The sequence below is a fragment of the Mucilaginibacter sp. genome (genome assembly GCF_965225845.1).
GTDB lineage: Bacteria > Bacteroidota > Bacteroidia > Sphingobacteriales > Sphingobacteriaceae > Mucilaginibacter.
In genome coordinates, this window is record NZ_CBDDBL010000002.1 from 2,184,505 (window position 1) to 2,197,367 (window position 12,863).

17 protein-coding genes are annotated in these 12,863 nt (G+C 38.8%); 9 read left to right on the plus strand and 8 right to left on the minus strand.

Going from position 1 to position 12,863, the window contains the following annotated elements; all coding sequences use genetic code 11:
- Window positions 1-130 precede the first annotated feature (130 nt).
- Entirely contained in the window at window positions 131-1,255 is a 1,125-nt protein-coding gene (locus ACYZ0U_RS13895) for an NADH-quinone oxidoreductase subunit D (protein WP_461453712.1), read from the plus strand.
- 54 nt (window positions 1,256-1,309) lie between these two features.
- Here the strand turns inward: ACYZ0U_RS13895 and ACYZ0U_RS13900 are convergent, their stop codons facing one another.
- Both ACYZ0U_RS13900 and ACYZ0U_RS13905 read right to left on the minus strand, forming a co-directional pair.
- Window positions 1,310-2,401, minus strand: a complete 1,092-nt coding sequence (locus ACYZ0U_RS13900) for a S1 family peptidase (RefSeq protein WP_461453139.1) — start codon at window positions 2,399-2,401, stop codon at window positions 1,310-1,312.
- Window positions 2,402-2,411: 10 nt separating this feature from the next.
- Window positions 2,412-2,981 (minus strand): RNA polymerase sigma factor, encoded by a 570-nt coding sequence (locus tag ACYZ0U_RS13905; protein ID WP_461453140.1) that lies wholly within the window; start codon window positions 2,979-2,981, stop codon window positions 2,412-2,414.
- A gap of 138 nt (window positions 2,982-3,119) precedes the next feature.
- Here ACYZ0U_RS13905 and ACYZ0U_RS13910 point away from each other — a divergent pair, with 138 nt between their 5' ends.
- The 3 genes from ACYZ0U_RS13910 to ACYZ0U_RS13920 all read left to right on the plus strand — a co-directional run bounded on the left by ACYZ0U_RS13910 (window position 3,120) and on the right by ACYZ0U_RS13920 (window position 4,051).
- On the plus strand, window positions 3,120-3,317 hold the full coding sequence (locus ACYZ0U_RS13910; RefSeq protein WP_461453141.1) for a hypothetical protein: 198 nt from the start codon (window positions 3,120-3,122) through the stop codon (window positions 3,315-3,317).
- Between the two features lie 136 nt (window positions 3,318-3,453).
- Complete coding sequence (locus ACYZ0U_RS13915) at window positions 3,454-3,693, plus strand: hypothetical protein (protein WP_461453142.1); 240 nt, start codon at window positions 3,454-3,456, stop codon at window positions 3,691-3,693.
- 130 nt (window positions 3,694-3,823) lie between these two features.
- Window positions 3,824-4,051 carry a hypothetical protein gene (locus tag ACYZ0U_RS13920; RefSeq protein ID WP_461453143.1) on the plus strand — a complete coding sequence of 76 codons (228 nt, stop codon included), beginning with the start codon at window positions 3,824-3,826 and terminating at the stop codon, window positions 4,049-4,051.
- A 70-nt stretch (window positions 4,052-4,121) separates the two neighbouring features.
- On the opposite strand, the gene ACYZ0U_RS13925 is transcribed toward ACYZ0U_RS13920, so the two are convergent.
- Window positions 4,122-4,292: a hypothetical protein gene (locus ACYZ0U_RS13925; RefSeq protein WP_461453144.1), complete on the minus strand. Its 171-nt coding sequence runs from the start codon at window positions 4,290-4,292 to the stop codon at window positions 4,122-4,124.
- 94 nt (window positions 4,293-4,386) lie between these two features.
- On the opposite strand from ACYZ0U_RS13925, the gene ACYZ0U_RS13930 reads away from it, so the two are divergent.
- Complete coding sequence (locus tag ACYZ0U_RS13930) at window positions 4,387-5,889, plus strand: ATP-binding cassette domain-containing protein (RefSeq protein ID WP_461453145.1); 1,503 nt, start codon at window positions 4,387-4,389, stop codon at window positions 5,887-5,889.
- Window positions 5,890-5,981: 92 nt separating this feature from the next.
- On the plus strand, window positions 5,982-7,106 hold the full coding sequence (gene mqnC, locus ACYZ0U_RS13935) for a cyclic dehypoxanthinyl futalosine synthase (RefSeq protein ID WP_461453146.1): 1,125 nt from the start codon (window positions 5,982-5,984) through the stop codon (window positions 7,104-7,106).
- 66 nt (window positions 7,107-7,172) lie between these two features.
- Here the strand turns inward: mqnC and ACYZ0U_RS13940 are convergent, their stop codons facing one another.
- The gene (locus ACYZ0U_RS13940; RefSeq protein WP_461453147.1) at window positions 7,173-8,048 is read right to left on the minus strand and encodes a ferritin-like domain-containing protein; all 876 of its coding nucleotides are present in this window, start codon (window positions 8,046-8,048) and stop codon (window positions 7,173-7,175) included.
- A 23-nt stretch (window positions 8,049-8,071) separates the two neighbouring features.
- Window positions 8,072-8,758, minus strand: a complete 687-nt coding sequence (locus ACYZ0U_RS13945) for a ferritin-like domain-containing protein (protein ID WP_461453148.1) — start codon at window positions 8,756-8,758, stop codon at window positions 8,072-8,074.
- Between the two features lie 118 nt (window positions 8,759-8,876).
- Between ACYZ0U_RS13945 and scpB the strand changes: the two genes are divergently transcribed.
- The 3 genes from scpB to ACYZ0U_RS13960 all read left to right on the plus strand — a co-directional run bounded on the left by scpB (window position 8,877) and on the right by ACYZ0U_RS13960 (window position 10,982).
- On the plus strand, window positions 8,877-9,437 hold the full coding sequence (gene scpB / locus ACYZ0U_RS13950; protein WP_461453149.1) for an SMC-Scp complex subunit ScpB: 561 nt from the start codon (window positions 8,877-8,879) through the stop codon (window positions 9,435-9,437).
- A gap of 136 nt (window positions 9,438-9,573) precedes the next feature.
- A complete protein-coding gene (locus ACYZ0U_RS13955) occupies window positions 9,574-9,774 on the plus strand; it encodes a hypothetical protein (RefSeq protein ID WP_461453150.1) in 201 nt (66 codons plus the stop codon).
- Window positions 9,775-9,857: 83 nt separating this feature from the next.
- Complete coding sequence (locus tag ACYZ0U_RS13960; RefSeq protein ID WP_461453151.1) at window positions 9,858-10,982, plus strand: GNAT family N-acetyltransferase; 1,125 nt, start codon at window positions 9,858-9,860, stop codon at window positions 10,980-10,982.
- A gap of 48 nt (window positions 10,983-11,030) precedes the next feature.
- Here the strand turns inward: ACYZ0U_RS13960 and ACYZ0U_RS13965 are convergent, their stop codons facing one another.
- From ACYZ0U_RS13965 to ACYZ0U_RS13975, 3 genes are all read right to left on the minus strand, one after another.
- Entirely contained in the window at window positions 11,031-11,372 is a 342-nt protein-coding gene (locus ACYZ0U_RS13965) for a helix-turn-helix domain-containing protein (protein WP_461453152.1), read from the minus strand.
- Window positions 11,373-11,531: 159 nt separating this feature from the next.
- Complete coding sequence (prmA, locus tag ACYZ0U_RS13970) at window positions 11,532-12,368, minus strand: 50S ribosomal protein L11 methyltransferase (protein ID WP_461453153.1); 837 nt, start codon at window positions 12,366-12,368, stop codon at window positions 11,532-11,534.
- A 12-nt stretch (window positions 12,369-12,380) separates the two neighbouring features.
- A complete protein-coding gene (locus ACYZ0U_RS13975; RefSeq protein WP_461453154.1) occupies window positions 12,381-12,836 on the minus strand; it encodes a hypothetical protein in 456 nt (151 codons plus the stop codon).
- Between the last annotated feature and the right edge of the window lie 27 nt (window positions 12,837-12,863).

The following is a 12,863-nucleotide window of genomic DNA, read 5'->3' on the forward strand; positions in this document are numbered from 1 at the left end:
TTTAAAGTAGCCAGCTATAAAAACTTACTATTATATTTACCCAATTAAAAAAGGTTAAACATTCATACTGAAATTGAACCAGGCATTACAACGATATACTGAAAAAATAGCCAACGCTGCTGTTGAGGATATGGTGCTGAACATGGGGCCGCAGCATCCGTCGACGCATGGAGTTTTGCGGTTGGAGTTGATCACCGACGGTGAGATTGTTAAAGAGGTTATCCCCCATCTGGGTTATTTGCACCGTTGTTTTGAGAAGCATGCAGAATCGCTCACCTATCAGCAGACCATTCCGTTTACCGACAGGATGGACTACCTGGCATCGATGAATAATAGCCACGCCTTTGTAATGGGCGTTGAACGGATGTTAGGCATTGATAAAGATATCCCGAAACGTATTGAATATATCCGTGTATTGGTTTGCGAGCTGAATAGGATCGCTTCGCACTTGATAGCGATTGGTACTTATGGTATTGATATCGGCGCATTTACACCTTTCCTGTGGTGTTTTAGGGATCGAGAGCATATAATGGGTATGCTGGAGTGGGCTTCGGGCTCTCGAATGTTGTACAATTATATTTGGGTTGGCGGTTTATTTTATGATTTACCCGTTGGCTTTGAAGAACGCTGCCGCGAGTTTGTGGATTACTTTAAACCCAAAATGGTTGAGCTGAACCAACTTTTAACCGATAATCAGGTATTTATTAGTCGCACCGCTAATGTGGGCGTATTGCCGCTGGATGTGGCTATTAACTATGGTTGCTCGGGGCCAATGCTGCGGGGATCGGGATTGAAGTGGGATTTGCGGAGGATTGACGGGTATTCCATCTATCCTGAACTGGAATTTGACATCCCGGTTGGTACAGGCCTGATGGGTAGTGTGGGTGATTGTTGGGACAGGTATAAAGTCAGGATCGATGAAATCGAGCAATCGCTGAAGATGATCGAACAATGCCTTGATCGTTTACAAAAAGAATTGAAACGCACCCCGGAGTTTGACCCGCGTGCTAAAATGCCTCGTAAGATTGTTCCCAAAGCACAGGATTATTATGTGCGTTGCGAAGGTGCTAAAGGCGAACTGGGTTTTTATTTTATGTGCGACGGAAAATCAGAGATTCCTACACGGGTAAAATCCCGCGGACCGAGCTTCAGTAACCTGTCTGTACTGCCAGAAATATCCAAAGGCGTAATGATTGCCGACCTGATAGCGATCGTCGGTTCTATAGATTTTGTATTGGGCGAGGTTGACCGCTAAGCAATAAAAAGGCCTCCGTTTGGAAGCCTTCTGTTATTGTGAGTTGATGATTGCTTATTGATAAACCTTAACAATGAACACATAATTGTTCAATTTTTTAACTTGCTGCACCAGGCTTAATCCGGCTAAAGTATTTTTTGTATTCAGGCTGATCTTTTTAGATAAAGAATCAGAAGGTATATTGTGGATCGCATCTAACAGGTAGCTGGTTTTCACCGCGAAATGTACACCTTCTAACTGTGTTTGTTTCGCCTGCACAATACCTACTATATTTCCATGATTATCAATTAATGGACTGCCGCTATCACCAGCGTTTATTGGGATCGAGATCTGGTAATCCAAACTATCGCCGTTTAAACCTACTGCTGATGTTACCTTTCCTTCTTCAAAATGAGCTGCATCCTGTGGATACCCATAAGTATAAACGCTTTCAGCCAGGTCGCTTTCAGCCTTTTTAAAGGTATACGGTACAGCACCCAGGTTTCTGAATGAGGTATCAACAATCTTTAAAATAGCGATGTCGTTTGCAGGTTCTGTATATAAAACTTTCGCTTTAAATGATTTTCCGGCACCGTTCTGTACATAAACAGAATCGGCACCATTGATTACATGGTAATTGGTAACGATTAAACCATTAGAGGTAATGGCAAAACCTGTGCCCCTAAACCTTTCTGTATTGGCAAACCTTTCAGCCCTGCCGTTTTGCGAAAGCTTTTGGTTAATCTTATCCGTCTTATTTTTAAGGTTACCTACTTCACGGCGCAATGCAATGTATTGCGAATCCTGGTTGGTCATTTTACCTGTTAAGAACATGATACTTAACACAGCAAAAATAGTAACAGAAGCCGCTACCGATATTTTTGAATGATGGTTACGCCATAACCTCACCACCCATGACGGATGAACCATCAATTCTTCGGTTAAGGTATGCACATCTATCTCGTCATGAATCGCATTCAGGCGGCCTTCAAGCGCCAAACGGTCACTGTACTGTTTTAACAGCCTGGTAAAACCTTTATGCTCGTTAACCTTAGCATCAACAGCAGTATTTTCCTTACGGAGCAATTCAAACTGGTTTACTTCTTCCTGGCTCATATCGCCATTAAGATAACGTTCAATTTCTTCCTGTAATTTGTACTCGTTCATTTTTCGCCTATTATTTCTGCTGAAAAAAAAATTTCTTCAGCCGTTGCAAACATTTATATTTCTGCGTTTTAGCATTATCGGCATTGGTATATCCAAACTTTTCGCATATATCCTGCATGCTCAGGTTGTGGATATAAAAATCCTCCATTATTGTCTTGCACGGTTCGCCTAATAACTGGAGCGCACTCTCCATTTTACTAAACTGTATATCCATGTCGCTCTGTTTTTCAACCTCATCCTCAACATGCATATGATCCTGAAAATCCCTTATATCTCCACCAAACCTGCTCATGTGGCTCAGTCTTTTTAACCAAAGCCGCCTGCAAACCGAGTAAATAAAGGTTTTAAGCTTACTGCTTAATTCAAAATCGCCCGCTTTTATTTTGTTATATAATATAATAACGGCCTCCTGGTAAATATCCTTGGCATCATCCGCGGTACCGTTATTATTAATTATCAGCTGTAAGATCATCGGGAAGTAAGCCACATACATGCGCTTTAATACACTTTCCGAATTGTTTAAAATCCCTAAAATAACCTCACTATCTGTTGGTATTGAATCTTTTAATTCTTTATTCACCTGATAATATCACTATTAATACAAATTATATGAAATTGTAACCCTGTTATTTATAAAAAACTTTTTTAAAAAATATCGGTTACCTTTTTGCGAAATGCGCATTAATGCAAAGTAAACACTTAAATAAATATAAACATTATGAAAAACATTCTTAAAACATCATTAGTAGCTTTAACAGTATTAACATTTGCTGCTTGTGGTTCAAAAAAAGCAACTTCAGGTGTTGACTCAACCACTGTAAAAGTTGACTCAACTACAAAAACAACAGTTGACAGCACTAAAAAAGATACTGTTAAAGTTGATACCACTAAAAAAGATACAACCAAAAAAATGTAATTTGATAAGCAGGCCGGCAGACCAAATCAGCCAGCCTGTTTATTTAAAAATTGCTGGCCATATTAATTATTTGACAGGCAATGGGTTACTTTTTATAAATAATTGTATTAAACAGATATCACTAAAAAATATAACCATGAAAAACACATTTAAAGTTACTGCATTAGCATTAGTAGTTTCACTTTCAGTTGCTGCTTGCAGCGGAAACAAAAAAGGCGGTTCAGGCGATAGCACTGCTGACAGTTCAAAAAAAGTAGATTCAACAAAAGTTGTTAAGGACACCCTTAAAAACGATACTACAATTAAAAACGACAGCACTCACAAAGACACTACAGTTAAAGTTGTAACCAAAACAACTGAAACTAAAAAGAAATAATAAACCCCTGATTATTAGTTTTTTTTCAATTTAAAAAGGTAATCCGTGATTTTTTTTTCAAATTCATGGGTTACCTTTTGTTATTTTAGGTATTAATCAGCAAAACTATTAATCACTTAAAAAAATTAACATGAAAAATTCAATCAAAGTTAGCGTATTAGCTTTAGCTATCGCTTGTTCTTTCGCAGCTTGCAAAAGCAAATCTTCTTCAGCTTCTGCAGATTCAGCTAAAATGGCTGATTCAGCTAAAGCAGCAGATTCAGCTAAAATGGCTGATTCATCAAAAATGAAAGCTGATACCGGCAAAATGAAAGCTGATTCAGGTAAAATGGCTAAAGACACTGCTAAAAAAATGTAATTCTTTTTTTAGAAAAACAAAAAGCCCTGTTCGCAGGGCTTTTTGTTTTGTAGATTTTTGTAAGTTATATTTATGACTTACCACCTGTGAAAAGCGATATTACCCAAATAATAATTGCTATAACAACAATTACTGCTATAATACCTACAACAGCGCCTGCTTTAAAAATACCGCCGATAACGGCACAACTGCTCATCGTCATCACAACAAGAGCCACTAATAGTAAACTTAAATTTTTCATGATAAATAGTTTTTTGATTGAATTTTGAAAATTAACACAATAACTATACCTGTTTGTAAAACAGATAAGTATTTTTACCGCCTTACTATCTGCTATGAACAATCTCCTACTATCCATACAGCACGCAGGCGTTCGCAATTTAAATAATCATATATTCAAAAGCCTGTCATTCAGCATAAAAAAGGGTGAAAACTGGGCACTAATAGGCAAAAGCGGTTCAGGTAAAAGTGCCTTGTTGCAAACTATTGCAGGCAGGTTTAATGTTACCGGAGGTGAAGTAAAATATGTTTTTTTTGACGAGTTTTTAGCACACCACCCAAATCATAATCCTACCCTAACTCATCATAAGCTGATCGCATTGGTGGAGTCGAAACATCATTTCAGGAACCTGTCAAACACCACCGAGTTTTATTATCAACAGCGCTATAATTCATCTGATTCGGAAGATGCGCAAACTGTTGCGGAATATTTAAGTGACATTAAACCAGTTGAAGGCAGCAATAACTATTGGAACTTTAATAAGGTTATTGAAACATTACGTTTAGAAGCTTTACGAAGCAAACAACTTATAAAACTATCCAACGGGGAAACCAAGCGGTTACTGATCGCGGCGGCACTGATCAAAAACCCTGTTTTGTTATTGCTGGATACACCTTTAACAGGGTTGGATGTGCAAACACGTGCGCTGTTTAATACCATATTAAGTGAGATTACAGATTCGGGTATTTCGGTAGTGATCGCTACCTCTCCACGGGAGATACCAGACGCGATAACTGACATTGCTGTTTTTGAGGATGGCGAAATTGTACAGACCATCAAAAAGGCAGATTTCAATCCTGATCATTTTAAAGATGAAATTCAGCCAAACGTCGATACTGACAAATTAATAGCCCTACTCACCAACGTTGAAAAGCCTACCTATACCTACATGGTGAATATGAATAACGTCCATATTAAATATGGCGAGAAAGTCATTCTAAATAAGGTTAACTGGCAAGTATTGCCCGGTGAGCGCTGGGCATTGCTTGGACCAAATGGTGCGGGAAAATCGACCTTATTAAGTTTGGTTAATGGCGATAACCCGCAGGCTTATGCCAATGATATTGTTTTGTTTGATAAAAAGCGTGGCAGTGGCGAGAGTATCTGGGATATTAAAAAAAAGATAGGCTTTGTATCGCCGGAGCTGCATCAATACTTCCCGACTGATAATAGTTGTTTACAGGTGATCGAATCTGGGTATTATGATACGCTAGGTTTATTCAGGCCAAGTCAAAGAGCTAAGGCTGATACCGCTTTGAGCTGGATGCAGGCGTTAGAGATTGATAAATATTCCCGCACGCTATTAAAAAACATCCCTGCCAGCGCCCAGCGTTTGTGTTTGCTGGCAAGGGCATTAATCAAAAACCCCGACCTCCTGATATTTGACGAGCCATGCCAGGGAATGGATGAATATCAGCAAATGAATTTTAAGCAGATTGTGAATACCATTTGCGATATGAGCGATGTAACACTGATCTATGTTACCCATTATCAGCATGAGATACCGGATAGTGTGACGAAGGTTTTGCGGTTGGATAAGGGAATGTCAGTAGAATAGTTGCCAGATTTAAACTTCATAATCTAAATGTCAGCCTATTGTTACTAATCGCTAAAAACTATTCGCTAATCAGTTTTTAGCTATATTTGTGTATGAATACAGCCGATCTGTTACAGCGCGCTTTACAGTTTGATTTCCTGAGCCAGGAAGAGGGTGTTTTTTTGTATAACAATGCCTCTACACCCGATTTGATGTACGTAGCTAACGAGCTGCGTAAAAAGCAGGTTCCGCATGGTAAAGTTACGTGGCAAATTGATAGGAATGTAAATACCACTAACGTTTGTATAGCTAACTGTAAGTTTTGTAACTTCTTCCGTCGTCCGGGGCACGAAGATAGTTATATAACGGATATCGAAACCTACAAAAAGAAGATTGAAGAAACCTTCCGTTATGGTGGCGACCAATTGCTTTTACAGGGCGGCCACCACCCTGATCTGGGTTTATCTTTTTATACTGACCTGTTTAAACAATTAAAAGAATTATATCCAACCCTGAAACTACACTCTTTAGGCCCGCCGGAAATTGCCCACGTAGCGAAACTTGAGAATATGAGCCATATTGATGTATTGCGTGCGATGAAGGAATCAGGTTTGGATTCTTTACCAGGTGCAGGCGCCGAAATATTGAACGACCGTGTACGCAGGCTGATCTCCAAAGGAAAATGCGGCGGCAAGGAATGGCTTGATGTGATGCGCGCGGCCCATCAGCTTAATTTGCCGAGCTCGGCTACGATGATGTTTGGTCACGTGGAAACAATTGAAGAGCGTTTTGAGCATTTAGTGTGGATCCGCGAGGTACAATCCGAAAGACCGGAAGGCCATTATGGCTTTGTAGCATTTATTCCATGGCCTTTCCAGGATGATGGTACTTTGTTGCGTAAAGTTAGAGGTATCACCAATAACGTCACCGGCGATGAATACATCCGCATGATCGCTTTAAGCCGAATAATGCTACCAAATATTAAAAATATTCAAGCGTCATGGTTAACCGTGGGTAAACAAATAGCTCAAATATGTTTACAAGCCGGTGCTAATGATTTTGGCTCCATCATGATCGAAGAAAATGTAGTATCTGCCGCAGGCGCACCGCACAGGTTTACTGCAAAAGGCATCCAGGATTCCATTTCCGAAGCAGGATTTGAACCACAACTTCGGAACCAAAAATATGAATGGCGTGATATACCGGTTCAAATTGAAGAGCAGGTGATCAATTATTAAAAATAACATTTACAAAAAAAAGCACCGCATAAAATTTATGCGATGCTTTTTATACAGTAAACTATTTTAATTAGTCATAGCAAAAGCCGGCACTAAAATAGCCAATACTTCTGCCATTGTTAAAGGCTCATCAAATGCAGCTGTTGCAGTTGCTTCTGATGTTGTAGTACCTTCCGGACTTGGCAAATTCAGGATATTTACACCACCCTGAACAGTAGTATTTTCAGGAGTTGCACCGGCATAGTTAGCATTAACCTGAGCAATTCCGGTATCGTTACCTAAAGCAACACTGCTTGTGATCCAAGGAGTGATAGCCACCCCTTTAGTTGAAAGTAAATATCGGATTGCAGATGCGTGTCTTGCTTCAACCGCGTGGATATCCAATGCTGCAGTTAAATAAGTTTGGTTACCTAATAAATTAGGAGCCTGGCCTTTGTAGGCACGTACACCTGTATCTTCAAAAGCTAAAGCAACTTCTAAAAACGTAGTGTAGTTGCTGAATACGTTTGCAAACGGACCATTACCTGAGCCACTGCCACCAGTATAGTCAACATATTTAAATGAAGCTTTAGTAACCGGGGTACCACCAGCTGCGCTGATAGCGTTTGTTAAAAAAGTAACGTGGTTGTTTTCATCAGCCTGTATGTGCGCAACGTATGATGCATCACCAACTAAACCTGATGTTCCCATACCTGTGTTGTAAAAACCTGCTTCTAACAACTCTAAAGTTAAAGCGAAGTTAAGAGTTGCCAATACAGTAGCAGATGCGGTTTGGCCATATGCTTTTTTAAACAATGTACCTAAAGCAAATGGTACGGCAGCTACAGCTACTTTAGAACCAAAGCTGGTAATATTTTTTATCGCGTCGCGACGTGGGCTGATCCTGTCATTAAATTCCGGGTCAACTTTTTCTATTTCTTCTATTATACTAAATAAGTTCATGATCTTGTGGGATTAAAGGGTGATTAACTAAAGCTGGTTGCTGAAACCTTTGTTTTTAAATAAACATTTGCACCAGCTAATACAGCACTTGGGGCGTTGCTGATATTTAACCCGGTACTAGTACTAACCTGATCGCTTGAGGTAAAATTACCAGCTGTTATTAAATTACCGATTAAAGATGCATGCCTTGCCTCAACAGAAACAATGCTGCCTGCAATCCCTAAATAAGCAGGGTTTTGAATGTAGTAAGCAATACCATCATAAGCAGTTACGCCTAAATCTTCAAAAGCTTTAGCAGCTCCTAAAACTGATGCCCTGCTTGAAAAGTTAATAGCACTAAAATCAGGAGTTAAACCCATGATAGCACTTGTTCCCAATGCAGCCTTAAAAAACTCACGGTGACATACTTCGTGGTCGCGTATTTCAGTTAATAACGTTAATTCAGTTGATGGCATGCTTGCATATGGAGTAGCAATTACCTGTAAGTAAAATGCTGCTTCTAATTGTTCCAAAGCGTAAGCGAAGTTTAATACACCAACGTCGCCACTGCCAACATCAGTAACACCAGCTGTTGGTGTAACGTTATGGTCTTTATGGCAGGCTGCAGCGGATAATAATCCAATTCCCGCTACTCCTGCACCGGCATAACGTAAAAATGACCTGCGGGCCATATTTACATTACCATTGTTTAAATCTGTTTCTGTTTTCATAATAGATTGTTAATTTTATAAGTTTATAGTTTATATACGCTTGAATTGAACAAACAGTTTTTACAATAGGTTTACTTTGCTACAACCACACAGAATACGCTCCACATTTACAGCTAAAATGTTAAATAAAGAACTACATATTGAGGCATTAATATTTTCATCAGAGCAAAGTTTGCGTGTTGAGGAAATAGCCTATTGCCTGCAGGCCTCCTTAGAAACCGATGTTAGTATTGAAGACATTAACCAATGCATTTTAAATATACAGCATAAATACAGTGCTAAGCATTTGGCTATAGAACTGGTTAAAGTGAACAACGGATACCAGTTTTTAACAAAAAAGGAATTTCACCCGGTTATTAATTTATTGCAGGCCCAACGATCAAAAAAGAAGCTGAGCCAGGCGGCTTTGGAAACACTTGCGGTCATCGCTTATCGCCAGCCAGCAACCAAAACCGATGTTGAACAAATACGCGGCGTAAATTGCGATTACTCGATACAAAAGCTGCTTGAAAAAGAGCTGATTGCCATTGTGGGGAAATCTGAAGCGGTTGGGAAACCAATTCTTTATGGCACAAGCGGCCTTTTTATGGAGTATTTTGGGATAAACAGCATGAATGATTTGCCTCATATAAAAGAACTTACTACTGAAGAAAGCTCGATTGGAGATGTTACAGAATAATTTAAATCATTTTTTTAATAAAAATGGATTTTAATTATTTTTACTAATAAATAACTTCACTATTTGTGAAAACACAATTTGTATTTTATTTGACTTAAATTTACATTGAATTAAGTTTTAAACTAAAAATTCGACAATGGGAACTCCGAAAAAACCTGCAAAGAAACAGCCAGATTCAAAAAGTACCGGCGCAAAAAAACCGGCACCGGCACCGACGGATCCTAAGGCTAAGAAAAAGATTATTGATGATGAGGACGATGAGGAGTTTGACATGCCGCTTGATGAAATAGGTGGCGGGTACGACAGCTTTGAGTTTGACGAAGAAGACGATTTTTAAAATATTACATCATATAAGTGATAAAGCATTCAGGACATGCCTCTGGATGCTTTTTTTATATTTGGCAAACGCATCAACATAAAATGGTTATAAAAGAGGTTAAGGATAAGATCACAAAAAAAAAATTTCTGGATGTAGCGCGCAAGATCTACCAAAATGATGAGATTTGGGTTTGCCCGTTGGATAACGACATTGAAGCTATATTCGATCCGCAGAAAAATAGTTTTTATAACCACGGCAAATGCACCCGCTGGATATTAACCGATGACAACGGTGGACTAATTGGCCGTATAGCTGCATTTATCAATAACGAAAAGGCCTTTAATTACGAACAACCTACCGGCGGAATGGGCTTTTTCGAATGTATCAATAATGAAAAAGCCGCCTTTTTATTATTCGATACAGCAAAAGAATGGTTAAAGCAAAATGGTATGCAAGCCATGGATGGCCCGATCAATTTTGGCGAAAATGACACCTTTTGGGGATTGCTAAGTGAAGGCTTTACCTCGCCGCCATCCTACGGAATGAATTATAACCCGGAATATTATAAAGATTTTTTTGAGCATTATGGGTTTAAAACGCAATACGAACAGATCACTAATTATTTAAATGTTTTAAAGCCCTTCCCTGAACGATTCAGGCGGATTGCTAACTGGGTGATACAAAAGCCGGGATATAGCTTTAAAACACTTAAGGCAAACAAAATTGAGGAATTTGCCGCCGACTTTATTGAAATTTATAATGACGCCTGGAACGGTTTTGAAAATTTTGTACCGATAACCCATGCTACTATTTTAGAAAGCTTTAGAAAGATGAAACCGCTGATGGATGAAAACCTCATCCTGTTTGCCTATGTAAACGGCGAGCCTGCATCCTTCAATATCGTTTTGCCGGATGCTAACCCTATGATAAAACCATTAAAGGGTAAGCTTGACCTTAAAGGAAAACTAACCTTTTTATACCAAAAATGGAAGGGCGTTAAACGCATGCGCGCCATTGTTATGGGTACCAAGCAAAAATTCCAAAACCATGGCCTGGAGTCCGCTTTATTCATAAAACTGGGTGAATATGTATTACCATTAAGCCAATACGAAGAAATGGAACTTTCCTGGGTTGGCGATTTTAATGAAAAGATGATCGCCCTGCATGCGGCAATGGGCAGCACATTCGGCAAAAAACATTTAACTATGCGCTATATTTTCGCATAAAAAAAGAGCTTAGTTTTCACTAAGCTCTTTTTTAAAATCTCTATCTTGTTAAGCTATTTCGCGTTTGTGCCTTAATTCTTCAAAAAGCTCAATTACTTTCTTTTGAAGTTCTATAACTTCATTTTCACGGTCGTTAAGGCGTTTATGAACGTTTTCAAGTTCAGTAATAAACTTTTGATCGTTCTCGGTTTCATTAAAAGTAAGTAACTGTACAACACCCATTTCAAACAGTGTTGCTATTTGCTCTAGTCTCGACAAATTGATATCCGTAATACCGGTTTCTATTTTTGAAAACGCCGGTATCGAAATATCAAGACGTTTTGCAACATCTTCCTGGCTCCAGCCCTTTTGATGACGTAGTAACCTTATTTTTTTTCCCAGTGTCTTCATATAAAAAATTAAAAATCGTGAGTATTGCGCAATAGTTAATAAAGTTATGATTATTTTTTAATAAACTAATAAATTATTAAAAAATAATTTTACTAATTTATTTATTTCCAGTTCATTATCAATTTATTAAACCCTTATACGTAAAATAAAGTAAAAAAGTTATTTAACAAACTTTGCAGCTACCCAGTCTTTATCTTTTTTATGAATAATATATTTTAATCCATATTTACGGGCCTCATCCATAATAATATCAAGGTCGGGCTGTTCATAAAATCCGCTTAAATATAGCTCACCGTCAGTTTTTAATATTTCGCTGTAGCTCAATATTTGGTCCAGTAAAATATTACGGTTAATATTAGCCAATATGGTATCATATTGATCATTAGGTATCACTTCTTTTGATCCGCACAACGCTTCAATATTATCAATATTATTAAGCTGTGCGTTCTCTATCGTGCTGTCAAAACACACGGGATCATAATCAATCGCGGTAACCTTTTCAGCGCCTAATTTTGAGGCCATTATAGCGAGTATACCTGTCCCGCAGCCCATATCCAATACATTTTTACCGGCGAATTCATTCTCCAGCATCAACTGCAGCATCATAGATGTGGTTTGATGGTGGCCCGTCCCAAATGCCATTTTGGGATCGATCACGATCTCATATTCGAACTCGGGCCTGGGTTCATGAAAAGTAGCGCGTACATAAATTTTGTCGCCAATCAGGATCGGTTCGAAATTACTTTCCCAAACCTCGTTCCAGTTTTTTTGAGGGATGAGCGTGATCTCATAACTGAAAGTAAACATTTCGCGGTAAGGCTCTATGGCGTCTATCAGTTTTGCCTCATCAAAATCATTAACCCGGATGTAGGCTTTAAAGCCAAATTCCAGTTCCTCAAAAGTATCAAAACCCACTTCGCCCAGGGTGTTGATCAGCATATCCTGCTGGTAATCCTCCGTAGCGATCACGATAAAAAGTAGTTCGTAATAATTCATTCCGGATAGAAATTATTCAGTAGCGGGCTTGGCTTTGTGTTTCAGTTTTATTTTGCCGCCAACAATCAAACCCAGCATAAAAAAGTTAATGATCCAGTAAGCCAGTTGAATTAGTAGCATTTGTACCGCCATATCAGCAAGATGTAGCCAGCCGGTTTGTTCATCCCAAATGATGTAAGCGATGGCTCCTGCAAATCCTGTACAAATTAAGCCCAAAACAGTTACGGCGGCATCTTTGCCCACCATTGACCAGGAGTGCGCTATTTCCCAAACAGGTAGTACGATCACATATTGGGTTAACAAAGCGGTTATAAAATACAAAGGCCAGAAATAGTAAAAGCAAGCCATAAAAGCATGTAAACTCCCCTGCCCCATATCGCCCAAATGAATTGGGAAAATGATAGATTGCAGCAACACGATTACCGCGAAAACTACAAAACCTGCAAATGGGGGAAGGAATGTTTTCATGTTAGATATAAAATTTGAGACGTGAGA

Bases quoted from the DNA above. Each gene is read 5' to 3' on its own strand.
- scpB (WP_461453149.1), top strand. From the start codon at position 8,877: ATGTTAAATAAAGAACTACATATTGAGGCATTAATATTTTCATCAGAG.
- ACYZ0U_RS13925 (WP_461453144.1), bottom strand. From the start codon at position 4,292: ATGAAAAATTTAAGTTTACTATTAGTGGCTCTTGTTGTGATGACGATG.
- ACYZ0U_RS13900 (WP_461453139.1), bottom strand. From the start codon at position 2,401: ATGAACGAGTACAAATTACAGGAAGAAATTGAACGTTATCTTAATGGC.
- ACYZ0U_RS13955 (WP_461453150.1), top strand. From the start codon at position 9,574: ATGGGAACTCCGAAAAAACCTGCAAAGAAACAGCCAGATTCAAAAAGT.
- ACYZ0U_RS13960 (WP_461453151.1), top strand. From the start codon at position 9,858: ATGGTTATAAAAGAGGTTAAGGATAAGATCACAAAAAAAAAATTTCTG.
- ACYZ0U_RS13915 (WP_461453142.1), top strand. From the start codon at position 3,454: ATGAAAAACACATTTAAAGTTACTGCATTAGCATTAGTAGTTTCACTT.
- ACYZ0U_RS13975 (WP_461453154.1), bottom strand. From the start codon at position 12,836: ATGAAAACATTCCTTCCCCCATTTGCAGGTTTTGTAGTTTTCGCGGTA.
- ACYZ0U_RS13940 (WP_461453147.1), bottom strand. From the start codon at position 8,048: ATGAACTTATTTAGTATAATAGAAGAAATAGAAAAAGTTGACCCGGAA.
- ACYZ0U_RS13965 (WP_461453152.1), bottom strand. From the start codon at position 11,372: ATGAAGACACTGGGAAAAAAAATAAGGTTACTACGTCATCAAAAGGGC.
- mqnC (WP_461453146.1), top strand. From the start codon at position 5,982: ATGAATACAGCCGATCTGTTACAGCGCGCTTTACAGTTTGATTTCCTG.
- prmA (WP_461453153.1), bottom strand. From the start codon at position 12,368: ATGAATTATTACGAACTACTTTTTATCGTGATCGCTACGGAGGATTAC.
- ACYZ0U_RS13945 (WP_461453148.1), bottom strand. From the start codon at position 8,758: ATGAAAACAGAAACAGATTTAAACAATGGTAATGTAAATATGGCCCGC.
- ACYZ0U_RS13930 (WP_461453145.1), top strand. From the start codon at position 4,387: ATGAACAATCTCCTACTATCCATACAGCACGCAGGCGTTCGCAATTTA.
- ACYZ0U_RS13895 (WP_461453712.1), top strand. From the start codon at position 131: ATGGTGCTGAACATGGGGCCGCAGCATCCGTCGACGCATGGAGTTTTG.
- ACYZ0U_RS13910 (WP_461453141.1), top strand. From the start codon at position 3,120: ATGAAAAACATTCTTAAAACATCATTAGTAGCTTTAACAGTATTAACA.
- ACYZ0U_RS13920 (WP_461453143.1), top strand. From the start codon at position 3,824: ATGAAAAATTCAATCAAAGTTAGCGTATTAGCTTTAGCTATCGCTTGT.